The organism is Domibacillus iocasae (assembly GCF_001750285.1).
Lineage (GTDB): Bacteria > Bacillota > Bacilli > Bacillales > Domibacillaceae > Domibacillus > Domibacillus iocasae.
This window is the reverse complement of the sequence record NZ_MAMP01000006.1, coordinates 143978-165343: the sequence shown is the minus strand read 5'-3', so window position 1 is coordinate 165343 and position 21366 is coordinate 143978. Positions and strand designations below refer to the sequence as shown.

Annotated in this window: 31 protein-coding genes, 2 tRNA genes and 2 pseudogenes; 14 read left to right on the top strand and 21 right to left on the bottom strand. The window is 39.7% G+C overall.

Translation table 11 applies throughout. The features are described 5' to 3' along the window. Positions 1-78: 78 nt before the first annotated feature. From BA724_RS03665 to clpP, 3 genes are all read right to left on the bottom strand, one after another. On the bottom strand, positions 79-324 hold the full coding sequence (locus tag BA724_RS03665) for a glutaredoxin family protein (protein ID WP_069937319.1): 246 nt from the start codon (positions 322-324) through the stop codon (positions 79-81). A gap of 11 nt (positions 325-335) precedes the next feature. Further along, positions 336-1667 carry an RNA polymerase factor sigma-54 gene (gene rpoN / locus BA724_RS03660; RefSeq protein WP_245676136.1) on the bottom strand — a complete coding sequence of 444 codons (1332 nt, stop codon included), beginning with the start codon at positions 1665-1667 and terminating at the stop codon, positions 336-338. Positions 1668-1921: 254 nt separating this feature from the next. Then, entirely contained in the window at positions 1922-2527 is a 606-nt protein-coding gene (gene clpP, locus BA724_RS03655; protein ID WP_069937318.1) for an ATP-dependent Clp endopeptidase proteolytic subunit ClpP, read from the bottom strand. A gap of 220 nt (positions 2528-2747) precedes the next feature. Between clpP and BA724_RS03650 the strand changes: the two genes are divergently transcribed. Together BA724_RS03650 and BA724_RS18445 are read left to right on the top strand one after the other, a co-directional pair. Further along, a tRNA-Arg gene (locus BA724_RS03650) sits at positions 2748-2819 on the top strand. 120 nt (positions 2820-2939) lie between these two features. Then, on the top strand, positions 2940-3080 hold the full coding sequence (locus tag BA724_RS18445; RefSeq protein WP_169818486.1) for a hypothetical protein: 141 nt from the start codon (positions 2940-2942) through the stop codon (positions 3078-3080). Between the two features lie 581 nt (positions 3081-3661). Here BA724_RS18445 and BA724_RS03645 read toward each other — a convergent pair. Next, a complete protein-coding gene (locus BA724_RS03645; protein ID WP_069937317.1) occupies positions 3662-3943 on the bottom strand; it encodes a hypothetical protein in 282 nt (93 codons plus the stop codon). Positions 3944-4961: 1018 nt separating this feature from the next. After that, positions 4962-5267, bottom strand: coding sequence for a replication initiation and membrane attachment family protein (locus BA724_RS03640; RefSeq protein WP_141719863.1), 306 nt, complete (start codon positions 5265-5267; stop codon positions 4962-4964). Between the two features lie 744 nt (positions 5268-6011). Here BA724_RS03640 and BA724_RS03635 point away from each other — a divergent pair. Then, a tRNA-Arg gene (locus BA724_RS03635) sits at positions 6012-6087 on the top strand. Between the two features lie 361 nt (positions 6088-6448). Here the strand turns inward: BA724_RS03635 and BA724_RS03630 are convergent. Both BA724_RS03630 and BA724_RS03625 read right to left on the bottom strand, forming a co-directional pair. Beyond that, positions 6449-6751, bottom strand: coding sequence for a hypothetical protein (locus tag BA724_RS03630; RefSeq protein WP_069937315.1), 303 nt, complete (start codon positions 6749-6751; stop codon positions 6449-6451). A gap of 49 nt (positions 6752-6800) precedes the next feature. Continuing rightward, positions 6801-7124, bottom strand: a complete 324-nt coding sequence (locus BA724_RS03625; RefSeq protein ID WP_069937314.1) for a hypothetical protein — start codon at positions 7122-7124, stop codon at positions 6801-6803. 174 nt (positions 7125-7298) lie between these two features. Here BA724_RS03625 and BA724_RS19280 point away from each other — a divergent pair, with 174 nt between their 5' ends. Continuing rightward, on the top strand, positions 7299-7409 hold the full coding sequence (locus tag BA724_RS19280) for a DUF8096 family protein (RefSeq protein ID WP_483782937.1): 111 nt from the start codon (positions 7299-7301) through the stop codon (positions 7407-7409). A 79-nt stretch (positions 7410-7488) separates the two neighbouring features. Here BA724_RS19280 and BA724_RS03620 read toward each other — a convergent pair whose 3' ends face one another. Further along, entirely contained in the window at positions 7489-7704 is a 216-nt protein-coding gene (locus BA724_RS03620; RefSeq protein WP_069937313.1) for a hypothetical protein, read from the bottom strand. Between the two features lie 96 nt (positions 7705-7800). Here BA724_RS03620 and BA724_RS18440 point away from each other — a divergent pair, with 96 nt between their 5' ends. Further along, entirely contained in the window at positions 7801-7962 is a 162-nt protein-coding gene (locus BA724_RS18440) for a DUF8096 family protein (RefSeq protein ID WP_169818485.1), read from the top strand. A gap of 104 nt (positions 7963-8066) precedes the next feature. Here the strand turns inward: BA724_RS18440 and BA724_RS03615 are convergent, their stop codons facing one another. The 5 genes and pseudogenes from BA724_RS03615 to BA724_RS03600 form a co-directional block, all read right to left on the bottom strand. Beyond that, positions 8067-8861, bottom strand: coding sequence for an alpha/beta fold hydrolase (locus BA724_RS03615; RefSeq protein WP_069937355.1), 795 nt, complete (start codon positions 8859-8861; stop codon positions 8067-8069). A 191-nt stretch (positions 8862-9052) separates the two neighbouring features. Then, complete coding sequence (locus tag BA724_RS03610) at positions 9053-9388, bottom strand: sigma factor-like helix-turn-helix DNA-binding protein (RefSeq protein ID WP_069937312.1); 336 nt, start codon at positions 9386-9388, stop codon at positions 9053-9055. Positions 9389-9391: 3 nt separating this feature from the next. Further along, complete coding sequence (locus BA724_RS18435) at positions 9392-9544, bottom strand: hypothetical protein (RefSeq protein WP_169818483.1); 153 nt, start codon at positions 9542-9544, stop codon at positions 9392-9394. A 13-nt stretch (positions 9545-9557) separates the two neighbouring features. Then, positions 9558-9752 (bottom strand): hypothetical protein, encoded by a 195-nt coding sequence (locus tag BA724_RS03605; protein ID WP_069937311.1) that lies wholly within the window; start codon positions 9750-9752, stop codon positions 9558-9560. Between the two features lie 1063 nt (positions 9753-10815). Beyond that, a pseudogene (locus BA724_RS03600) lies at positions 10816-10998 on the bottom strand (XtrA/YqaO family protein); the annotation flags it as partial. 197 nt (positions 10999-11195) lie between these two features. On the opposite strand from BA724_RS03600, the gene BA724_RS17795 reads away from it, so the two are divergent. Next, entirely contained in the window at positions 11196-11363 is a 168-nt protein-coding gene (locus BA724_RS17795) for an aspartyl-phosphate phosphatase Spo0E family protein (RefSeq protein ID WP_083256040.1), read from the top strand. A gap of 182 nt (positions 11364-11545) precedes the next feature. Here the strand turns inward: BA724_RS17795 and BA724_RS03595 are convergent, their stop codons facing one another. Next, on the bottom strand, positions 11546-11905 hold the full coding sequence (locus tag BA724_RS03595; RefSeq protein WP_069937310.1) for a hypothetical protein: 360 nt from the start codon (positions 11903-11905) through the stop codon (positions 11546-11548). Further along, positions 11884-12204, bottom strand: a complete 321-nt coding sequence (locus BA724_RS03590) for a hypothetical protein (RefSeq protein ID WP_069937309.1) — start codon at positions 12202-12204, stop codon at positions 11884-11886. The genes BA724_RS03595 and BA724_RS03590 overlap by 22 nt, the downstream gene beginning before the upstream one ends. Positions 12205-12419: 215 nt before the next feature. Between BA724_RS03590 and BA724_RS03585 the strand changes: the two genes are divergently transcribed. After that, positions 12420-12701 (top strand): hypothetical protein, encoded by a 282-nt coding sequence (locus tag BA724_RS03585; protein ID WP_069937308.1) that lies wholly within the window; start codon positions 12420-12422, stop codon positions 12699-12701. Between the two features lie 108 nt (positions 12702-12809). Here BA724_RS03585 and BA724_RS03580 read toward each other — a convergent pair. Next, positions 12810-13145 (bottom strand): annotated as a pseudogene (locus BA724_RS03580) (RusA family crossover junction endodeoxyribonuclease); the annotation flags it as partial. Further along, positions 13120-13341 carry a hypothetical protein gene (locus tag BA724_RS03575; protein ID WP_069937307.1) on the bottom strand — a complete coding sequence of 74 codons (222 nt, stop codon included), beginning with the start codon at positions 13339-13341 and terminating at the stop codon, positions 13120-13122. The gene BA724_RS03575 and the pseudogene BA724_RS03580, both read right to left, overlap by 26 nt. Positions 13342-13584: 243 nt before the next feature. Here BA724_RS03575 and BA724_RS03570 point away from each other — a divergent pair, with 243 nt between their 5' ends. Next, complete coding sequence (locus tag BA724_RS03570) at positions 13585-14424, top strand: STAS domain-containing protein (protein WP_083256038.1); 840 nt, start codon at positions 13585-13587, stop codon at positions 14422-14424. A gap of 189 nt (positions 14425-14613) precedes the next feature. After that, positions 14614-14976 carry a hypothetical protein gene (locus BA724_RS03565; RefSeq protein ID WP_083256037.1) on the top strand — a complete coding sequence of 121 codons (363 nt, stop codon included), beginning with the start codon at positions 14614-14616 and terminating at the stop codon, positions 14974-14976. A 127-nt stretch (positions 14977-15103) separates the two neighbouring features. Here the strand turns inward: BA724_RS03565 and BA724_RS03560 are convergent, their stop codons facing one another. Further along, positions 15104-15253 carry a hypothetical protein gene (locus BA724_RS03560; protein WP_245676134.1) on the bottom strand — a complete coding sequence of 50 codons (150 nt, stop codon included), beginning with the start codon at positions 15251-15253 and terminating at the stop codon, positions 15104-15106. Positions 15254-15388: 135 nt separating this feature from the next. Here BA724_RS03560 and BA724_RS03555 point away from each other — a divergent pair, with 135 nt between their 5' ends. The 5 genes from BA724_RS03555 to BA724_RS17790 all read left to right on the top strand — a co-directional run bounded on the left by BA724_RS03555 (position 15389) and on the right by BA724_RS17790 (position 19411). Next, positions 15389-15607, top strand: a complete 219-nt coding sequence (locus tag BA724_RS03555; protein ID WP_069937306.1) for a hypothetical protein — start codon at positions 15389-15391, stop codon at positions 15605-15607. Between the two features lie 397 nt (positions 15608-16004). Beyond that, positions 16005-16571 (top strand): ImmA/IrrE family metallo-endopeptidase, encoded by a 567-nt coding sequence (locus BA724_RS03550; RefSeq protein WP_069937305.1) that lies wholly within the window; start codon positions 16005-16007, stop codon positions 16569-16571. Positions 16572-16723: 152 nt separating this feature from the next. After that, on the top strand, positions 16724-18019 hold the full coding sequence (locus tag BA724_RS03545; RefSeq protein WP_069937304.1) for a sensor histidine kinase: 1296 nt from the start codon (positions 16724-16726) through the stop codon (positions 18017-18019). A gap of 322 nt (positions 18020-18341) precedes the next feature. Further along, on the top strand, positions 18342-19013 hold the full coding sequence (locus BA724_RS03540; protein WP_069937303.1) for an Arm DNA-binding domain-containing protein: 672 nt from the start codon (positions 18342-18344) through the stop codon (positions 19011-19013). Between the two features lie 230 nt (positions 19014-19243). Then, positions 19244-19411 (top strand): aspartyl-phosphate phosphatase Spo0E family protein, encoded by a 168-nt coding sequence (locus BA724_RS17790; RefSeq protein ID WP_083256036.1) that lies wholly within the window; start codon positions 19244-19246, stop codon positions 19409-19411. Between the two features lie 202 nt (positions 19412-19613). Here BA724_RS17790 and BA724_RS03535 read toward each other — a convergent pair whose 3' ends face one another. From BA724_RS03535 to whiA, 3 genes are all read right to left on the bottom strand, one after another. Continuing rightward, positions 19614-19880, bottom strand: a complete 267-nt coding sequence (locus tag BA724_RS03535) for a hypothetical protein (protein ID WP_069937302.1) — start codon at positions 19878-19880, stop codon at positions 19614-19616. Positions 19881-20115: 235 nt separating this feature from the next. Continuing rightward, on the bottom strand, positions 20116-20379 hold the full coding sequence (locus BA724_RS03530; RefSeq protein WP_069937301.1) for an HPr family phosphocarrier protein: 264 nt from the start codon (positions 20377-20379) through the stop codon (positions 20116-20118). Positions 20380-20397: 18 nt separating this feature from the next. Then, positions 20398-21351: a DNA-binding protein WhiA gene (gene whiA / locus BA724_RS03525; protein WP_069937351.1), complete on the bottom strand. Its 954-nt coding sequence runs from the start codon at positions 21349-21351 to the stop codon at positions 20398-20400. Positions 21352-21366 lie beyond the last annotated feature (15 nt).

Genomic DNA, 21366 nt, shown 5'->3' with positions numbered 1-21366 from the left:
AATTTTGCCCTGCTTACAAATTCATTGTAGCAGGGCATTATTTAAAAATCAACGAAAAGAGACCGTTATTTTTTTAAATTATTTGTTAATTTTCTGACGCAGTTTTGTTAAGGCCGATACATAATCGATCTTTCCATATGCGATAATGTCCTTTCCTGCTTTCAGGACTGGTATTATTAATCCGTATTCTTCCGTCCATTCGTCTTTTTCTTCAATATTTCTCTCGTGTACTTTTAAGCCAAGTTCTTCTGCGATCAGTTGTACGATGATTTTTGCTTCTTCACATAAATGGCATCCTGGCCGTGTGTAAAAATCGATTTTCATGTTGACTCCTTTTATTCATACCGCTTTCGCTTTGATGAAGACGGGATATTTAGCTGTTCTCTGTATTTCGCGACCGTTCTTCTTGAAATAGCCATCCCTTCTTCAAGAAGCGCAGAGCAAATTGCCTGATCGGATAGCGGCTTTCTTTTATCTTCCGCTGAAACGAGCGTCTGAATACGAATTTTTGCTTGATTCGAGGAAGTTACTTCGCCTGTTTCCAATGAAGCCGTCATGCCCGATGGGAAAAAGGATTTTAATTCATACGTGCCGAATGGTGTCTGCATATACTTTCCGCGTACGGTCCGGCTTACGGTTGATTCATGGATAGATAATTCATCTGCGATTTCTTTCATCGTCAGCGGCTGCAGCGAGCCTGGTCCATGAAAGAAAAACCTGCGCTGCTTTTCAACGATTTTTAAACCAACACGCTGAATCGTTTGCTGACGCTGTTCAAGACTTCTCATGAGCCATTGATAATCTTTTTCTTTTTCTTTCACGAAACGCTTTACTTCTTTATCTGCATACGAAGCCATCTCATTAAAGTACTCTTTTTCGAATACCACTTTCGGCAGCTCGTCATCAAGCAAGTGTACTTCGATGAAATCCCCTGCCACTGTCACTGACACGTCAGGGCGCACATAGCAGGAGGAACCATCCTGAAAAGAAGCGCCAGGCTTCGGGTTCAACGTTTTTATAAAGTCAGCGGCCTGCTGAATCTCTTTTAGCTCAACGCCCAGCTGTTTTGCGAGCGGCTTCCACGTTTTATTGGCAAATTCGGTGAAGTGGCGACGAAGAATGACTTCTGCTAAAAAAGGGGCATCCAAACGCCGTTCTGCTTGTAAAAGTAAACATTCCTGCAAGTTTCGCGCGCCGATGCCTGCCGGCTCCATCCACTTAATCATGTTCATGACGGATCGGACTTCCGCTTCGCTTTTACGAACCAGTTCAGCCGCTTCCTCGCTATCAATCGTCATATAGCCATTCTCATCCATGTTATTCAATAAAAAGTCAAGGATGCGTTTTTTTGCATCGGGCAGTTTTTTTAATTGAAATTGCGCCTGTACGTAGTCGGTAATTGTATAAGATGAATCGGCAATGTGTTCAACCCAATTTTTATCATCAGACGAGCTTGATGCTGACTGAGCGCGTTCTTTTTTATAAAGCGCTTTCAAATCAGGTGTTTCTAACTGGATAAACGGGTTTTCGACAGCTTTTGTTTCCAAAAACGCGGCCAGCTCCTGCGCGGAATACTGAAGCAGTGTAATCGCCTGGGTCAATTCCTGTGTCATGGCAAGCTTCATCGTTTGCTGCTGCCAGAGCCCCGGATTCATCTGCATGTTCATCGTATCTCCCCCTTGCTGTTATATTATACAGTCTGACACAAGAAAAGCGCAAGACGCCTCGTTATCAGCGACAAGCATAAGAAGAGCACTGACGGAGGCGCTTTTTGTCTCCAGAAGGGCATGACTTTTGGAGCCGCAGCGTCCTGCCGCAACGCCTTCGCGGCTCACATCCTGTGAGCCCTCGTGCTGGAGGGATAGCGTGTGGAGCTGGACAGCACGAAAAAAAGACCCGCCGCAGCAGGTCTTTTCATAGATTACTTTTCTTCTTTTTGAGTCGCTTCGCTCCGCGTTACAATATGATCAACAAGACCATATTCTTTCGCGCGTTCCGCTGTCATAAAGTTATCGCGGTCTGTGTCGCGTGCAATAACTTCAAGAGGCTGTCCAGTACGTTCTGACAAGATGCCGTTTAATTTTTCACGAAGGAACAAAATGCGTTTCGCAGCGATTTCAATTTCCGTCGCCTGTCCTTGCGCCCCGCCAAGCGGCTGGTGAATCATGACTTCACTATTTGGAAGTGCATAGCGTTTACCTTTTGTACCGGCTGCAAGCAGGAATGCCCCCATTGAAGCGGCCATACCGATGCAGATTGTCTGCACATCCGGCTTAATAAATTGCATTGTATCGTAAATCGCCATGCCGGCTGTAATACTGCCGCCCGGGCTATTAATATAAATGGAGATGTCTTTTTCCGGATTTTCCGCTTCAAGAAATAATAATTGGGCAACAATCGAGTTTGCCACATTATCATCAATGCCGCTTCCAAGCATAATGATACGGTCTTTCAACAAACGAGAATAAATGTCATACGCGCGCTCACCGCGGTTTGTTTGTTCAATAACTGTAGGAATTAAATTCATACTGTGGTTCCTCCTTATAATAGCTTTACTGTTTAACCATCATACAATTCATGGTCAATGAAGGTCAAACATTATGCTTTCTTCTTTGTACGTTTTCTTCTTTCCCCTGCAAAAATCCTGCTAAACAGGCTCCTTTTTATTTCTATGAATATTTTTTCAAATGTCTATTGCTTTTCTTTACCGCTTCCTCTATAATTTTAAATTGTACTGTAAAGCGCATGTCCTCGTGGTGCAACGGATAGCACGCAAGCCTCCGAAGCTTGAAATGCAGGTTCGATTCCTGCCGAGGACGTTACCATGATAAGGATAGACGGTCCCTACGTTATTTATACGTAGGGACTTTTTTGCGTGTTTTACGGTATTCCACTAACCCGCTACGCCTCCGCTAAAAACGGCGAGGAGGGCATCCGCAATGAAAAGACGCAGCAATACGGTCAATGAAAAGACCACCGCAGCGCTCCGTAAACCCAGCCGCACGACCACCAAGCAACCGTTAAATTACTGGGACGTTGCCGAATTGTTTTATAAACATTCGTTTTGTAGACGCCAGTGACCCCCCAGTGATCGCTGAAATCGGAAATTATCAGAACGTAAAAAGGACCCCCCGATATTTTCAGGCGGCCGTCCATTCCGAGCATCCAGCCGGTGAAATGTACAATAATGCACAACGAATCACAACGGATTTATTACGTAATGTTCCCGCTGCAATCGACTTTCTGCTATATAGTGCGCCATGGCAGCGCTACGTTACATCGTCATTGTGACGCAGTGTGCATCCGAAAAGTTTCAGAGGGGTGCGCGCCAGGACGTCGGTGCAGGCAAAATGTACAATAATGTGCAACGGTGATTTCCGGTTTCTTCTATAAGGTACAGCGGATTTCAGTCGTTGCAGTCATTACACATTCGAAAAGTTTCGGGCGTGCCTCCGTCTGGACCCGCGTGCCGGCAAAAACTAAAGCAGAGTAAAGCAAAGTAAAGCGGCAAAATTGCGTTTCTTCTATAAGATGCGGACAAAATTGCGCATTTTACTCTGCGGTGCATAGCGCGCTATAATCCCAACTTTTCGCAACTCTCTTGCGCCAGTTTCTTCTATAAGATAAACGGAAAACAGTACAGTTGGGATTGCGGATCTTTTTATGCGCTCGGCCAGTCGTCCTGATCTTTATCCGGATCCCAGCCGTATTCCTCACGCAGTACCTTCTCAAAGGCGTGCTTAACAAACATGGTTTTGAAACCTTGTCCTCTAGCCTTTGACAATTTATTTATGGCGTCATTCATATTGTTTGACGTGTAAATTGCACGAGCTTTAAAATCTCTATTAAAATTTCCTGCTGATGCAGCTCGCTCTCCACTTGCGAATCTTTCTTCGAGTGTCATCGGTTTTTGCTTCTTTTTCTTTTTATCTTTCTTTCCCACGACTGACCGCTCCTTCTCACGTTTAATATTCTTAAAATACCATGGAGAATGGTCTGTATGCAAACAGAAAAAATACGGCTTGAACCCTTGATATGACTGCGTTTGTCTTGTGTTTGGTTTCGTAGAATGTGCGCTTATTTTTGCGTCGAGTTTGCGCCACAACGCCCGTATTTACGGAATCGTGTCGAAATTTTTAGAATAATAGTTTATATTTCCGCAAGGGCGGGTAACGATTAACATGCGACATTGTGGCTCCTTACCACTCGTTACATACGTTAATCACCTATCTTTCTCTCTTTTTTGCTGCGGTATTCCTCCGCGGCCTTTTTTGCGTCTGAAATCCGATGAATATATCGGCCAAGCCGTACATATATTGATTTAACTTCTCCTGACAACTACCAACTTTTAAGCGTCGCTATCACGTAGCTGCGCTCTTTTATGTTTTCAATACGGATATCAAATTCAAGTGGCTGCTGGCAGGCCGCTTTTTTAAAAATATGGTTTATATTCCCATGTGAGCGGGTAACATTTAATATGCGGCAAATTGACCACTCGTACATCTCGGTTATTACTTCGGAACTTTTCAGACGTGGTTTAAGTTTGTCCGCAGGGAGCTCAGTTGGTCAATCGTTTTACACTAGAGCTTTGGCTGCGGATCCCCGCGGCCTTTTTTTAATATGGTTTAAATTTCTTCGTAACGGGCGATAATCTAGGTTAGGGTCTCTGCATTGACCCGGCACCATCATAAGTAGTTTGTACCGCGGTGAGTCCCCGCGGTCTTTTTTATGCGTTTTATCTTTCTCCGTAGCGGGTAATGTTTAATATGTAACGTTGATGCCCCCTAGCATTCGTTACATCCTTTACTCACATGGTTCCTTTATTGCTACGGTGCCCCCGTGGCTTTTTTTATGCGCCTTCCTGGCCCGGATTCTATCCTTATTTCTCACGCAAGTGAAGAATTTAATTTATAAGAAAAAACTACATCCAGTGAAGAATGTAGTTTTAAAAAGGAGACTATTCATTCTTGTTGATAAAAATTAAACTCTTTCTTCGCTAATTCGAACGCTTCTTCTGCATTTTTAACGCGGAGTCTCCTCCAGCGAGCTGCAATTTTATAAACGTTCTGATAATCTTGATTGTCCATTTTGTGTTTAACGCAGTATAAAAGAACGTTTATTGCTTCGCCAGGTAAACGGTATATTTGCAATTTCCCTACAGCCCGTAAGTCAACTCCTAATACTTTCCCACCGCATAAATCCGCTAGTAGTTGAGGTGCGCTTACCTCTTTCAAGTATTCTAAAAGTTTGCGTTCATCATCTGTCATTCGACTACATAACTCCTTTAAAAGTCTTTGGAGTTCTTCGCGGTCAGCGACTGTCACATCGGCAGATTTTTTTCTAGCCGAACAAGCCGGTGCTGTTCCGCAAATGTAAATTGCAGCCTTTGACATTAGCTAATTAAAAAATAATATGCACGTTTTATAGTCTCCTGCTATATTTTTTTGTGCTTCGGTCATTTCATCCGTCAAAGCGGCTTGTAAAATCTACGTACCGGCTTGTTCGACGTCTTTCTGACCAAAAGCTCTCTGCTAAATAAATAACCGTTAACTCCTACTGTTAAACACAATAAAGCAACATAATACCTCTACGCTTCCATGCCACCGTTTGAATCGAATACAAGTCAATCAGTCAAGGACCCCCTCGAGCTTTCCATCGTAGCAAGCAGCAACCAAACTCTCTATAGCTTCTTGGACGCCACTCAGATGCCTATAACGCTTCTATCCAGCCTGTTCAATCAAATACCCCTACTTACTTAGTCAGCGATATAGAACGCGCTTTATAGACGCTAAATAACCGGCTAATGAGCGCTTGCCATAAATTGATATACGTTGATTTCCACTGTGATTACGCTTATGCCGGTGCTTAAAGAACGATATAAAGTAAATTGACAAACACACTCTGCATCGGTTACTATGAAACGGAAAAGAGGCGTTCGGGACGAATACCGCGAAACGCCTTCATATAAAACAACGTGGAGGCCTGCGGAATGTAGGCGAATCCTTATCGTTACGTCTCGGTGGTGCAACGGATAGCACGCAAGCCTCCGAAGCTTGAAATGCAGGTTCGATTCCTGCCGAGGACGTTACCACAAAGAGATATGTTTGTTTTAAAAATCCCTGATCCCTTTATTAATAAGGTTTCGGGGATTTTTCGTTTTACATGAATGCGATTGAAGGACGTTGATAATTCCCCCAACTCCCCCAAAGCTCCCCTACCCGGTAAAAAACCATGTTTCTTCTATATATACAACTGTAAAATAATTTGATTTATCGTTGTTTTACTAAAAAATAAGTTCCACGTTATGGTTTATGTAAAGGAGCTGGTTTTATGATGCGGCAAGCGTGATCCTGTTTTTTTCCCATTCTTCTCTAATTTTTCCCCAATTCTTCATGTCACATCACCGCCACCTCCAAGGTTGTTTTTAAGCACAGAAAAAAGCAACTCGTCAGACGGTTGCTTCTTTCACTTCATATTTTAAAGGTGCAATAACATCTTTAATATTAGGAGGCTCTTCGCCTTGTCTGTAATACTGTGCTAATGGCTGAGATTCTCCAGTAACAAACAACTTCTCTTGTTCTCCAGATAAAGCTGCTGTATCTGGGTTAATTCCTAGCATTTCTAAAAGGTTTTCTGTGCCTTCTTCTTTCAAATAAATCTCTTTAAATAAATGTTTTGGATTGCGTATATCTACAAAGTCTGCGACTTCAAAACCCTTTTCTAATAAATCTTTTACTATATCCTTCTCCACTAATCCATCTCCTTTCCTTTCCAAAGTCTACTGGTTATTCAGAAACAATTTATTTGGTAAACCCAATTAATACGCCGGAGCCACTTAAGGTGATGTCGTTTCCATTTGAGCCGACATTGTAGTCCGAAACAATAGCAGCACCCTTGAATTCTTCGTCTCCCCTGCATTTTAATTCAATGTCTAAATAACTAACACTGCTAAGAATCGATTCTTCTAATGTAGTATCATTTCCAACACCAATTAACTCAACTTCCCAGGACCGTCTTGACCCATCACTCGTAACAATTAATTCCCCTTTTTCGAATTGAATGTTTTCGCCTTTACCTGCAATTAATACTTCTTTTAAATCATAGCGCATTTCTGGTTGTTCCATTATCGCTCACTCCTTTTTTCTTCACTTCGACAAAAAGGATTCATTTTCCTCTACTTTCACATACCCTGTCTTGTGTTATCATATTCAAGTGACTTCAAAGGAAAGAGTGAGCAACATGGAGACAAAACAAGAATTTGATTTAAGCATCGTATACAACATCCGTGATATTCAGACATAAAAAGCGGCCTTTGTGATAACTGCGACAACGCTCAATTTAAAAGCTCTATAAAGAATATGATATTCCTTCGTAAGTGCCGTAACTATGGCATGGAGAAAATAATTTAATCCCGCCGGCTGGCAGGGTTTTTGTTTTGAGCAAAGAAAAAAGCACCGCTGTGGGTGCTTATAGAGAACGAAATTAAATTCATGTCATACTTATAACTTCTAATTTGTCTTTACTTACATTCAATTGCTTGCTTAACGCTTCTTCAACCAGGGTTCCTACACCATCATCTACATCTGGATTTATTTCTACCTGTTCATATTTATGACGGCCTTCTGGCATCCCATTAGAGTCCAAAAGGTAATAACCCACTTTAATTTTTATAATAACCCCTCCTTTTCCCTTATATTTAGACAAAAGAAGATAATTTCCTGCTTATTGCACCATATTGTCGATGTCAGCAAGATGGTTTTCATGCTATCCTATTCAAGTGACTTCAAAGGAGTGTGCGGCATGGAGAAAATTGATTTAAGCGTGACATACAACATTTTAGAATACCCGGACATCAAAAGCGGCCGTTGCGATAATTGCGATAACGCTCAATTTAAGAGCTCCATCAAAAATGCTATTTTCTTACGCGAATGCCGACATTGCGGCATGAAGAAGATTGTTTAATCCTGCCACAACACGGCAGGGGTTATTTTTTTACTTTCTCATATACACGGCATCTGTACGACAAAAAACAGTTGAAAAAACAAGTAAGTAATTTTATCAAAGAATCATCTTGAGATCAGTTCCTCTATTTGATCAAAAGGAGCTGCTTGCTGTAAAAATCGATGAATTGCCTGGTTGAACTCCTTAAAATGACGCGGCGGAACTTCATGAGAAGCACCCTTTATGTAATTCACTTTGACATGAGCTGCTGCCCTCTGAAAAGGTTCGCGGTAATGGTGCATCGTTTTTTCATTTGAACCATACACGAGGAGAATAGGCATTTTTAATTGGTGTAGCCGTTCTGTGGATGAATAGGAAAGTCCTGCCTCACAAAATTCATAGACGCGCTGCCGATTGGCTTTGCAGGCGTATTGGTAAAATTCTTTCTCATCCTCTTTCGTGACTTTGTGCGTTTTTGCCTGCACTTTTGCGATAAGCGGAATTTGATTGAGTTTAGAGAACGTCATCCCGAGTTTAATAGTGCTTTTCAAGAAAAAGCTATTCACTTCAGGGTACCCTCCCGATAAAATTAAAGCTTCTGTCCTCTCTGGGTACTGTAAAGCAAATTCCTGTGCAATCGTGCCTCCATTTGAGAAAGCGCAAATCACAGCTTTTTGGATCCCCATTCCGTCAAGCAGCTTTTTTAAATCGTCTGCTAACAGAGGAATTGATACAGGCACATCTCCGTGGGTGCTCTGTCCATGACCCCGAAGATCGTAAAATATGGTTTGATAATTATCTGCCAGTGTTTCCTGATGTTTAAAAACCTTATGTCCCATAACCGGTGGGTGGATAAAGACAACGGGCCTTCCTTCCCCCTTGACTTTATAATAAAGCGAAACAGAATCATCTATTTTCATATGCGGCACGTCAACAGCTCCATTCATTTCTAGGTAAGGTAAAAATTCTTAGTGAACCCTTTATTTAGATACCCCCGTTTCATATTTTAAAGCACTCTCCATATGAAAATATTTTTTTCTATGTTTATTGGGCCGTCTTGTTACTTATAGGCATAAATAAAATTTTGTGAAAGAATAAACTAAAGCCTTTCTCAAGAAACAAGAAAAAGGCTGCCATTTTTCCGATCTTTAATTTTTCGTTCCGCTCTTTCCAAATACGTCTGAACAGATGAATTGGTAATACCGAGTAATTCCGCCGTATACTCGAATGTGACTCCTTCCGCTTTAATCAACGTAAATACATCTTTTTCCCTCGTTGTTAAATCCCCAAGCACATCATCCAGCAGCCACTTTTCATCAGCTGTGATTTTCCGTTCTTCTTCCATCACTTTATTTGGCACAACAGTTTCAATCAATTTCGGATCTAATGTATAAGCCCCTGTCCGATCTGCCCCACGCCTTGCATCAGGATTCCGACCGGACACCATCCACTAAATGGCAAACTCCACTTCGCTGATCATGCTGTTTATGAGCGTCTTATCCTGGAGATCCCGCTCCAACAATTCTGGTTTGGCTTCAATGGCTGCCTTCATTTCCTTCAGCGCTCGTAATGATTGTTTGTATTCGTAAATGAGTGTCCGCATGCCCAGTCCTCCTTTATTTGTAGGCGCTGCCACGACCGCGGCGTAATGTTTTCATGTCTGAGTTCATCAAATAGCGCATATCCCGCTCAGTGAACGATTCTGACTGTTTGACCGGCTGTTTCTTCTTCGTCTTTTGCTTCCTCTTCGGTTTAGCAGGTAACGGGTTCGCTTTCTTCCACTGTTGCAGTTGCTCTTCCATCGTTTTCATCCTCATCGCTCCTCGGTTGCAAAAATAGGGGTCAAATTGTAGATTGGTTGCAACGACAGGCGCTGCTGAAACAACAAAAAAGGACACCAAACAGCACACGAATTATCGTGTCTGTTCAGTGTCCTTCAGATGGCTGAGAGAACTAATTATTTATTGCCTTTTCATTAAGGACTTCTTTTACTTCGAAATAACCAATAAACTCTCTCGAATCAATAACACCAATATTTTGAATAATTGGTTTTAAAACAAACGTTTGGTGATAACAAGTTGAATATGGATCAAAATATTTAAATTTTATCCTTAGTTTAGGTGTCAAATGATTCGCGACGATTTGATCTCTTAATAAGTTTATTAATATTATAAAAAGCTTAGGCACATATATTTGAGTACCTGGTTCATCAGAAGAATGAAAACTTTTTAAATAACCCAATTCCTCAACATAAAATGTAGCTTTAAATGTTGGAGATTTAAACACTCCTTTTATTTCTTTATTGAAAGTGACCTTATATACATGATAGGGAGAATCCGATTTAGCAAACCCTACCTTTCCAGATACACGTTGTTCTAAGCTATCTTTGTTTTTTTCAATAAAGTCCTTTATTTCCTCTATATTTTCAATACCGATTGAAAATTCAATATTCCTTGCTGGAATGTTACCTAGATTCTCTACTTTCATTGCATAATTAGATGCGTAGCTAGGTTTATACCCCTCATCAGCCTCTTTGGTCCAGTCACTTAAAAAACCATCTTCTAGATTAACATTAAAAGAAGTCTTTTTTATATCTAAAGACGGTCTTAATGACTTTTCCTGATATTCTCGACTTAATTCTGCTTGTTCTGCCGCTAATTTATTAGTATCCATTGCAGCTTTCACAGTAAAGTAAGTAAATATCGCAGCTGTTGTAGCAGAAATTGCCGCAAGACTATCTGCTATTACTCCTATGGTATCTTTATTCCATTTATATTCTTCTCTGTACATATAAAAAATTAAAAGAAATATGCAAGCCAAAAAAAACCATGACATCCAAAGATAAGTATTATTTCTCTTTCTCAAAATTCCTCCCCCCTCTTCCCGTCTCATTCGCTTCACTTTGCCTTGATGCGTGACGATTTTATATTCCCCATGCGGCGGCAGCTCCCGTAACTTTGCTTTTCCATCACAGATAACCACCACACAAGCATTCGGTAAGTCTATTATATCTAATTCCAATTTCATAGTGATAGGATTTATTTCCATTTCTCTCATAGTCGAGAAGCCCCCAGTCTGTTAAAATAGTAGTGTCGATACTTTTTAAAGGGCCGGGGAGCTTCCTCGGTTTTTTATTTTGTCACAGAAAATTTACAAATTCCGAAAAAATTACAAATTCCGAGGTAAAATCCTTAATTTTTACATATTTATGTTTTATACTCTTTTGAAACCCTTTACAGACTAAGGAGGATCACATGGAGCAAAGCCAATTAATTTCTACTAATCTAGATTCACAAATTAACGATCTTCGATTTCTAATGATTTCTGCTGGGCAGCAACATGGCCTTAGCAGCCCTGAAACCTTACGATACAGCGAAGAATTGGATGAGCTTATTTTCCAATTTCAAGCCCAAAATAGATAATTGAAATTTTAGCTGGTGAATTCTTCGATTTTTTTGTATAAATTTTTATCAAGCCGTACATACTAGTGCTGTCAGTTTAAAAACCCATCTTCTTCGACTCAAAACCCTTTCTTCAGTCAGGTCCCCGCCTGGCTGTTTTTTTAATTATTACCATAAAATACCGGTTAGTATATTTTACATCTTTAGGTATAATTAATGTTATCAACTGTAATTACACCCCTGTTTTTGCAGGTTGACCACTCGGGAGCATTTGCTTCCGAGCTTTTAATTAGACCCCATCGCTTCTTCGCCGCTTCCAGCCTTTCCGGTGTTAAATCCTGATACTTCGCTAAAATGTGTTCATCCGACAATCCTTTTTCCATGAACCGCATATACTGCGCCTTGCTCAAATTTCCGTTCGAATTGACGGTACGCACCGGCCGATCTTTCTTCTTTTGATTTCTCAAATAAGGAAGTATCTTAGATTCGAATTTTTCCTTGCAATAGGTTTTGACTTCATCCGGCGTCCACAGCTGCTCAATTACTGCTCCACGGTATGCCATTTTTGCTTTCCTCCTATCAATTCTTCAAACCACTTTTCATCCTTTGTCAGTAGAGCCAAATCAATAAGAGATGATTTATCCTGAAGCTTGTCCCAAAAATCGCCGATCGGTTCCAGCTGCTCTTCCGTGAATACCCCGGGTGAAGGCTTTTTTAACAAGTATTTACCGTGCGCAATCCAAATCACTTTTGTTAATTCAACCCTATATCCGTAGAACCCGCTTTGTACCATATTGCTCACATAACCGATGGCTGTCATGCTGCCAATCTGAACTTTTCTCCACTCTCCTATTCTTAACAAAGCTTTCACCCCCCAGTTTTATATTTTCACTATTTCCGTTTTTTCTAGATTTATACATTATTCTCTTTTAAAATAGTTTCATTTGTTCGAAAAACACCGGTTCTTCTGGTTCATCGAAAATCTCTTGTTCAACTGCTGGTCTCTCGCATTAGTTCATTACCTGTAGTTTGCATACACTATATAACCTTTAATTATTCCTTTTTAGGAGGTGTATCATGAACCGACTTCCATTAAACGGCATGCAAAAAGATAATTCCTTATCCTCTACTGAATCTGCTGATGTAAATGCCGCTAAACTGGCTGTTCTTGCCGGAGCTCTAACTACTTTTGCCGATGCTATCAGTACTCTCGCCGCTTTGATATCATTGGATTCTTTAAACAACAGTAATTCACAAGATCAGCCTGATATAGGAACACTTCAAAAACAAATGGCCGCCATGCAGAAAGAGATCGCTTATCTAAAAAACGAAGCACGACTAAACAATAGTAAATATTAAGCAGCAGTCACCTTTCACCTGCTACCTCATTTTACAACCAGGTTTGTGCCTGGCTATTTTTTATGAAATATACAAGTTTTTTACTCAACAGTTTCGGTCAACTGCAGATCACCATTGCTCTAATTCTTCAATGACCACTTCTACTCGAGGCGATTCGCTGTAAAACTTGGAAACATTCAGATCCACTACCTGGCTATCATCCTTCCAGATCACCTTGTTCAGTGCATCTTTGATTCCCTTCACATAATTGTCTACGTCCGGTTTCGTGACCGGCCGCAGTGTTCCTGCTTCTACCTCAGCCAGTTTCTTTTTGCTGAATCTTTTCAGTATTGGCTTGTACACAATTACAGTCACTTGAAATGGTCCTTCTAAAAGTTTTTCTGGGCGGTGCTGTGCAGCTGCCATCTTGACGTATTGTTTAAATTTTTTCGATTTCACCGGATCGTTTTGGCGGCTCTGGCTGCCATTCTGGCGTTTCGTTTACTTCAGCTAACCCGAAAATGCTTCTTTTTATAACAGCCTTTGTGTGCACTTTTTCGTGTGAATCTGGATATATACACATAATCGGTACCAGCTGGAAAAGAAAGAATGTCGCTCCCACTGGTAGAATCTCTGAATCAAGGCATACTCCTTGCAGCATGTTACGCCCTCCTTATGACGCATATTGAATGAGATGTTAATATTTTACATGTTTAATAAACTTTTGACTGAGGTATATATACTTATATAATTAATCATTTGATTCTTTAGGTTCTTTGCACTTGGGACATGGAAAAGTTAATATTGGCAAATTCTTTCCTCCTTCACAATTTCGTTCTAATGTTGAGTATTAATTTTTTTTATTGTGGTAAAATAATTCGAAACGGTTAGGAGGCAGCTCTATTTGAGTCTATATTTAAACGATCATTATGTTGGTGACATCTCGGACAAAATATTGAGTCTGCGGGACCAGTTGATTAATGAAAAAGCTAATCTGGACAGTAATCAAGTCCATGCAAACATTGAAAAACATTTAAAAAGCTGGCGTAAAAATCTTGTTGAAATTTACGCTTATTCTATTTCAAGAGATATGGACGCCACATTCAGTATTTTGAGGGAATGGGGAAACGAAGCTGTCGATACTCTGGTGAATCTGAATCTGCCCTTGGATATTGCCCTTGACGAAGTACGGGATTATCGGAACCTAATCGGTCTTATCATTAAAGGTGAAGCCGTTAAATACGATTTATCCTTTGATCAATTTTATGAGATCCTTTCACGGTTTGATGCCGTTGTGGACCGGGCTGTTCACTGGCTTAGCATGTCTTACACAAGAAAATTCCTTACCCGTATCAATGCTGCAGAAGCAGTCGCGCTGGAATTATCAATACCTGTCATTAAAGTAGATGAGACTGTCGGCGTTCTTCCTTTAATCGGAGACATTGACACGAAAAGAGCACAGGAACTAATGGATAAAGCCATGACAAAAAGCAGTGAATTGTCTTTAGAATATATCGTTATAGATTTATCAGGCGTTCCAATCATCGATACCATGGTAGCAGATCGAATATTCAAAGTTATAAACGCTCTTTCTCTTTTAGGGATTAAAGCATTACTGACCGGGATCAGACCCGAGATTGCCCAAACCATGATTAACTTAGGCGTCAATGTCAACACTTCAGATATCCCTGTCTATTCCTCTTTGCAAAAAGCTTTGAAAAGTTTACGAGTGGAAAGCCTTTGATTTTCTGAATCAAAAGGTAATTTACAAGCACGAGTGAAGAATGGTCTTTCACTCGTATTTTTGTTTTAGGACGTACTGTTTATTAATTAACCCTTTTCTAGTAAACAATCTCTATTAATTCGCAGTACACTTTCATTTGACTTTAGATTCTGTATAATTGGTTTTATCTTAGAAAAAGGGATTTGGATAATGATGCAAATTTTTTGGACAATCTACTTAGGGATTTTAGGTGTTTCTTCCATTGGATTTCTTGTTGGGCGCAAGTATAAAACTATACCTGCTAAGCTTGATTTCGTAATTTCCATCATTACGTGGATTGGCTTATTTGGATATGTCACCGACAATCAAATTCTCACTCCACTTGTATGGAAATTTATATTTGTAGGTGCTTTGCTTTGGGATGTCATTTTCAGTTTTAACAGTAAATATTACAACGGTGATAAAATGCTTGATGATATGCCTCAACCTCTCAAAAGCATTTTTATTGTTGGTACCCTTATTGTTACAGTTGGTCCTTTGTATTATGGATTGTTCCACTATGCATTTAAATAAACTAAAGATTTCATTCAAAAGGAGACATTAACAGCGTCTCCTTTTTTTATCTGATTTATCAGTTAATTAAACAAATGCAACGACCTCTTCCTCTTCTTCATCAAAGGCCGCTATCCAAGGAACTGTTTTAAGTTTTTTTTCCGCAATTCTCACATTCCAATTCTTCATAGAAATAACTAGATTTTTTGTTATCTACAGCATCTCTTAAATCATAATCAGCGTAATCAAATTCCATAGGCTCTTTACACTTCGGACATGGAAAAGTTAATATTGGCAAATTCTTTCCTCCTCGCATTTTAGATGTACTGTTTAGTAGTTTCAAGATTGTGGTATATTCACTACAAAATACATTCATTGGATCCATTCAGACTTTTTTTAGTCACTTTCCTCTGGTGAGAAAGGAGGTCATGAAATGTCCTTTGAGAGTATAAAGATGATGTTAGAGTTTTTGCGGCACCATAGAAATACTGAAATCATTTATACTTTCAAAAATAACAACCATCCTGTAGCTCTAGTTAGTTTGAAAAACATTGGTATAATACAAATTGTATTTTCTCAGCTGCCACATGAAATCAGCTACTACCATGATGAAGCTGCAGCTGCAGCTGTTATCGATAAATTAATAAATTAAAAGCTTTTTATATTAACTCCTTTGAAATTTCAGAGGAGTTTTTTTAATTGCACAGTTTCGGTCAACTGCCGATCACCGTTTGCACTGATCCGCAAGACCAAGATGCATTTCCGCCCGGACCAGGTTGCCGTCTTTTTCGTGTTTTGCAGCCTGTGCCATGTGATATTCGTATTAAGACATCATCGTTTTCTCCTCCATATCCTTAAATCTCTTTTAAAACTTCATTTAATGTTCGTACAATACCCTATATTAATTTCCCCACCATACTTATTCCTTTTTAAACCGGACTTTTTTCTTTATTATTTACATACTTTCTTCTTTTCTTTTTGGTATGTTTTGTTATATACTCAAAAGAACATACATTCCCATAACTGTAAATTGGAAAAGAGGCAGTCATATGACCTATACGAAAACACACCTTGAAGATTTTGTTGAAGCGCTTTATAGAAATATGGAGATTGAACACCCCGAACAAATCGATATGGAGTTAATCGCGTATAGACTCGGCATTGTCATTGATTACGTGAATGCACCCAGTAAAAACGTGTACGCTGTCGGATTCGTTGTGATTTTGGTCAACAAACAACTTCCTCCCCCGCTCCAATGGCAAGACTTCGCACATGAGCTAGCCCATGTGCTGCGCCATGCAGGCAACCAGCACCTTCTGCCTTCTGGCCTGCGTATGATGCAGGAATGGCAGGCAGACCATTTTGCTGCCTACTTCTGTGTACCTGGCTTCATGCTCGAAAAAATTGTATTCCCCTCTTCCTTACAAGAAACTATTTTAATAGTTTCTGAAAAATTTAATGTCATGCCCTGGTTTGCAGCAGCAAGATTCAATCAGTGGTTTAACCGCTTCTTTTTTCAACTAAAAAAGAACATACAATCGGTATATTTTATTCGAATTTGTTGGTATTTGTCGAATGAAAAATATGGAATTTCAACTTTTTCTGTAGGAAGATAGAGATAATGTCTAATTCCCCTGATTTGATCTTATTGAAATTGAATTTTTACAAACGTAAATTTGTTGATTAATCGTTTCTTATCTCTAAACATTATCAGGAGCTGGCGAAGTTGTTGCAATTATAAAATGGAGTAACATAAGGAGTAATAGGTATGAACACCACATTCGAAACGTTTCAAGTCCTTTTATTACACATTCTTTTAGTTCTTACTTTTTTCTTTATATTTGTATATTTTATTCAATCCAAATGGAACCAGTTAATGAATGGATTTTTAAGTGTTCTTGTCTCTGGGTGTTCAATTATACTTTTTATGACTTTTCCAATTATCACACCAGGCCATGCAGTGGACTTTCGTCAGATTCCGTTTATTATTGGCGCTTTATATGGAGGTCGAAGAGATGCTTTTGTTCTGTTCAGCATTATTGTCACCTATCGACTATATTTAGGATACCCTGACTTTCAAGGTTTTTTTCTAGCATACTCTTCACTCTTAATTTTGCTGTGGTTTATGATCCCTTTCTTCCAAAAAGCAGTTACCATAAAGAAAAAAGTGTACTTTGTCCTGCTAATTTCATTCTTAGCGGTACTAATGATTGTATTTACCTTTTCTTTATCTTTCCCTGAACTAACTAATATTCGCTATCTTGCATCTGCGTTCATTTTTTTTCTTGTTCAATTTATTGTGCTCTCTTTTATTGTCATATTTATTGAAAATTCAAAGGTTGAAAAGGATTTGACTAAAGAAATCAAGAAACTTGAAAAGCTCAGAACCGTCAGTGATATTGCGGCCAGTATTTCTCATGAAGTAAGAAATCCACTTACTGTTATGAGAGGATTTATTCAATTATTGGATGATGATCATCTTACAAATGAGCAAAAAAAATTTTATATCTCTATCTCTCTCGAAGAATTGGACAGGGCTGAATCTATTATTACCGATTACCTCACCTTTGCAAAACCTTCATTAGAAAATATTAAGATATTAGATTTAAAAAAGGAACTAAAGTATGCTCTAAAAGTGGTTAAACCTTTTGCCGTTATGAGTGGTGTGGATATTGAGGTGCAGTACGATGCAGACGTCTACATCGCAGGTGAAGATCAGAAATTTCATCAATGCATTATAAACCTTATTAAAAACGCCATTGAAGCGATGCCTGAAGGAGGAAAATTAATCATTACGTTACAGAAGCTGGATAGCAAAGCGGTCATAAACGTGGTAGATACAGGTATCGGCATGACTAACGAACAAGTCGAGCGTTTAGGAACCCCTTACTATACAACAAAAGAAAAGGGCACCGGGCTCGGAACAATGGTGATCTTTAGCCTTGTGAAAGCTATGAGGGGTGAAATTAAAGTGGACAGCGAAGTGGGGAAAGGAACCCGTTTTACTATTCTCTTTCCAACAGTTGAACATTCCGACCCATTCTTCGAAGAAATTGTGAAATAATACTGCTTTTCCACGCTTTCTCTATGAATTATTAGTGACTGATATAGAGGTTGTAACACTTATTAAAATAATTTTTTCTCATTTAATCCCTCTCTTTTATGAGATGGGATTTTATTATATACAAAAAAGAACAAATGTTTCTATCGAGATAATAAAAGTTTTTTGAACAGGATTAGAGACAATTTCCAGAAAGAATTAAGTACAATTCATGCTATAGTTCCTGCGTTGAATATAAGCCGGATATTTATTATGTATCTGTCACTGCCTTGAAGATGTACATTCTTATCTTTAGGCTGAACTTACGGGAAGAAAGGAGAGCACTATGGCCAGTTTTGAAAAGCGTGGAAAGTACTGGCGCTATCAGATCCACCATCAACGGAACAGACAAAAACAGCGCTTGTCGAAAAGTGGGTTTAAGACAAAAAAAGAAGCCCAGATAGCCGCAATGGAAGTAGAGCAAAAGCTAAATAGAGGAATGATTGTATCTACAGAAGATCCACTGCTTATTGATTATTTGAGAAGTTGGATTGGCATTTATAAGGCTGGCAGCGTGCAGAAGGTAACAGAGGACCGGTACCGTAATTTTCTGGCTTCCGTGGAGAAGCTGCTTCCTTATATGACTGTACGTCGCCTGACCAGGCAGGAATATCAGGAGTTTTTAAATGAGTACGGAAAAAATCATGCGAAGGACACGGTGCGGAAATTCAACCGGTTTATACGGAGTGCATTGCAGGAAGCAATTTCGGAAGGTATTATTCATGTGGACCCGACAAAAGACGCCGTAATTAAAGCTGGTAATCCAAATAAGTCTAAGGATGAAAAGTTTTTAGATATGGATGGATTTAAGCTGCTGATCCGGACCATCAAGAAAAAAGAAAAGCTAGCAGTGTCGGATGTTTTTATATTGGTTATGGCGGCTACCGGTACCCGTTATGCCGAATGCACCGGGCTGACATGGGACTGTATTAAAACCTTTGAATCCTTTTTGTTATAAGATTCGAGGTTTTTTGCGTATAATGAATGCGATTAAAATTTCACTCATTTCCCTAATTCCCCGCCAGCTTTATTTTGATATGTCTTCATCCAATCTTTAATTAGACAAAATTACTCTCTTTGACTTTTTTACTTCTAAAAATGTCATTGTTCGGAAAAAATTGTTTGCATTTATACATGAATGCCATATAATTTACCTAAGATGTTCATAAAAAAAACAGGAGGATTGTCATGAACAACGCCCAAGGTGCTTTTGGCGATTTACTTTCGCGCATTAACAACCTTCGACATCTCATGATTACTGCCGCACAGCACCATGGTCTTTGCAGCCCGGAAACGTTACGGTACAGCGAAGAATTAGATAAGCTTATTTTCCAATTTCAACTTCAAGATAGATAAATTGTTTTTTCCGCTCGGCCTTACAATAAAACTGCTGAAGCTGCATCTTCTCCTCCTCTCAACAAGGCTGGCATGCGTTTTGTTCAACTTTTTAAGCGTACTGATCCCTCATTTTTTCTAGTATTCCTAACACACTCTATTGTTCTATTCATCATTATGTTTTGCAGATGCCAAACATGGAATAATCAACATTTCCCTACTATTAATCATATCTCCGGTTTCTATACTTTTTTCTTTTCCCTGTTTCGGTCAATTTGCAGGAAAGACTGCTTGCCATGACATTCTTTTTGTTTAAAAAAGCCAGATAAATAGCTGATCGCCAAACTTGCTGCTTTTCTGAAAAACAAGGGCGGAGGGCAGCGGAGACTCCCGCGGGACGAGCGGACAGGCTGAAACAAGCAAAGAGCGTAGCGATGCTTGGTTCAGCGTTCGCCCCTGTTGTTAGCGCAGCCGCCAGCACACCACCCATAACGTCGCTCTAAAAAAAGCTGTACCACAGGATCCCCTTTTTATTTTGTAATCGTTCAGCCAAGCAATAGCCTTCTATGTATAAAGAGATGAAAATGAAAAAATTAAGTTCAACTTATATATTCATCTTCAGTTTTAACGATGAAGATCCTTCTTAACAAAATGGAAATCAATTTTAAAGAACGTTAAAAAATAATAATGAAGCGCCCTGCCGAAGATGACAGGACGCTTCATTATTATAACCACTCTTCCCGTTCAACAAGCGCAGCCATAGTGTCAACCGCTTCTTCGCTGTCGCGGCCTTCTGCGCTGATCGTTACTTCTTCTCCATTGCTGAGCGCGATGCTCATGATGCCCATAATGCTTTTTGCGTTAATTTTTTTGCCATCTTTTTCAAGGAAAATTTCTGAGTTAAATCGAGTTGCTTCTTGTACAAATAGTGCGGCTGGTCTTGCCTGTAAGCCGGATTTTAATTGTACCTGTACTGTTTTTTCCGCCATTTCTGCCACGTCCTTTTCTCATTTTTCCGCCGCCGCCATTTCTCCAGCTCGAATTTTATCTGCAATTTCATCTATTTTACGCAGGCGATGATTGATGCCTGATTTACTGATCGCCGTGCCTGATACCATTTCCCCCAGCTCTTTTAACGTGACATCTTGATGCAGAACACGCAGCTCTGCAATTTCACGCAGCCGGTCCGGTAAAATTCCCAGGCCAACCGTCTGGTCAATAAACTTTATATTTTCGACCTGACGCAAAGCCGCCCCGATCGTTTTATTCAAATTTGCTGTTTCACAGTTCACAAGCCGGTTGACCGAGTTTCTCATGTCCCGGACAATGCGGACATCTTCAAACCGCATAAGTGCGCTATGTGCCCCTGCAATACTAAAGAAATCAGAAATTTTTTCCGCTTCTTTTAAATAGGTGATAAATCCTTTTTTCCGTTCAAGAGTTTTTGCATTTAATCCAAATGTATTCATTAATGCGCATAACGCTTCATTATGCTCCTGGTATAAGGAGAATATTTCTAAATGATACGAAGAGGTTTCCGGGTTATTGACGGAGCCGCCAGCCAAAAATGCCCCACGCAAGTATGCACGCCGGCAGCAGTCTTTTGCTGTAATCCTGTCGGAAATATGATGGATAAAGGAAAATCCATCTTCAATTATGCCAAGGTCATCAAGAATTTTCTGGGCATCCTCTTTTAATCTGACAATATATACATTGTTTTTTTTCAAACGCATTTTTTTACGCACAAGCAGTTCAACGGCCGCTTCATAATTGCGTTTAATTAATACGTAAATACGCCGGGCAATCGCCGCATTTTCCGTTTGAATATTCACGACAAGCTGCCGGTTTGAAAACGACAGTGAGCCGTTCATCCGAATGAGCGCAGACAATTCCGCTTTCGCACAGCATCCGCTCGTTTCAATCGTGGTCAGTTCTTTTTTTGTTTCTGATGCAAAAGACACCATTACCCACTCCTC

Bases quoted from the DNA above. Each gene is read 5' to 3' on its own strand.
- BA724_RS03665 (WP_069937319.1), bottom strand. From the start codon at position 324: ATGAAAATCGATTTTTACACACGGCCAGGATGCCATTTATGTGAAGAA.
- rpoN (WP_245676136.1), bottom strand. From the start codon at position 1,667: ATGAACATGCAGATGAATCCGGGGCTCTGGCAGCAGCAAACGATGAAG.
- clpP (WP_069937318.1), bottom strand. From the start codon at position 2,527: ATGAATTTAATTCCTACAGTTATTGAACAAACAAACCGCGGTGAGCGC.
- BA724_RS18445 (WP_169818486.1), top strand. From the start codon at position 2,940: ATGAAAAGACGCAGCAATACGGTCAATGAAAAGACCACCGCAGCGCTC.
- BA724_RS03640 (WP_141719863.1), bottom strand. From the start codon at position 5,267: ATGACAGATGATGAACGCAAACTTTTAGAATACTTGAAAGAGGTAAGC.
- BA724_RS03625 (WP_069937314.1), bottom strand. From the start codon at position 7,124: ATGGAACAACCAGAAATGCGCTATGATTTAAAAGAAGTATTAATTGCA.
- BA724_RS18440 (WP_169818485.1), top strand. From the start codon at position 7,801: ATGGAGAAAATTGATTTAAGCGTGACATACAACATTTTAGAATACCCG.
- BA724_RS03615 (WP_069937355.1), bottom strand. From the start codon at position 8,861: ATGAAAATAGATGATTCTGTTTCGCTTTATTATAAAGTCAAGGGGGAA.
- BA724_RS03610 (WP_069937312.1), bottom strand. From the start codon at position 9,388: ATGGTGTCCGGTCGGAATCCTGATGCAAGGCGTGGGGCAGATCGGACA.
- BA724_RS18435 (WP_169818483.1), bottom strand. From the start codon at position 9,544: ATGCGGACACTCATTTACGAATACAAACAATCATTACGAGCGCTGAAG.
- BA724_RS03605 (WP_069937311.1), bottom strand. From the start codon at position 9,752: ATGAAAACGATGGAAGAGCAACTGCAACAGTGGAAGAAAGCGAACCCG.
- BA724_RS17795 (WP_083256040.1), top strand. From the start codon at position 11,196: ATGGAGCAAAGCCAATTAATTTCTACTAATCTAGATTCACAAATTAAC.
- BA724_RS03595 (WP_069937310.1), bottom strand. From the start codon at position 11,905: ATGGCATACCGTGGAGCAGTAATTGAGCAGCTGTGGACGCCGGATGAA.
- BA724_RS03585 (WP_069937308.1), top strand. From the start codon at position 12,420: ATGAACCGACTTCCATTAAACGGCATGCAAAAAGATAATTCCTTATCC.
- BA724_RS03575 (WP_069937307.1), bottom strand. From the start codon at position 13,341: ATGCTGCAAGGAGTATGCCTTGATTCAGAGATTCTACCAGTGGGAGCG.
- BA724_RS03565 (WP_083256037.1), top strand. From the start codon at position 14,614: ATGATGCAAATTTTTTGGACAATCTACTTAGGGATTTTAGGTGTTTCT.
- BA724_RS03555 (WP_069937306.1), top strand. From the start codon at position 15,389: ATGTCCTTTGAGAGTATAAAGATGATGTTAGAGTTTTTGCGGCACCAT.
- BA724_RS03550 (WP_069937305.1), top strand. From the start codon at position 16,005: ATGACCTATACGAAAACACACCTTGAAGATTTTGTTGAAGCGCTTTAT.
- BA724_RS03545 (WP_069937304.1), top strand. From the start codon at position 16,724: ATGAACACCACATTCGAAACGTTTCAAGTCCTTTTATTACACATTCTT.
- BA724_RS03540 (WP_069937303.1), top strand. From the start codon at position 18,342: ATGGCCAGTTTTGAAAAGCGTGGAAAGTACTGGCGCTATCAGATCCAC.
- BA724_RS17790 (WP_083256036.1), top strand. From the start codon at position 19,244: ATGAACAACGCCCAAGGTGCTTTTGGCGATTTACTTTCGCGCATTAAC.
- BA724_RS03535 (WP_069937302.1), bottom strand. From the start codon at position 19,880: ATGGGTGGTGTGCTGGCGGCTGCGCTAACAACAGGGGCGAACGCTGAA.
- BA724_RS03530 (WP_069937301.1), bottom strand. From the start codon at position 20,379: ATGGCGGAAAAAACAGTACAGGTACAATTAAAATCCGGCTTACAGGCA.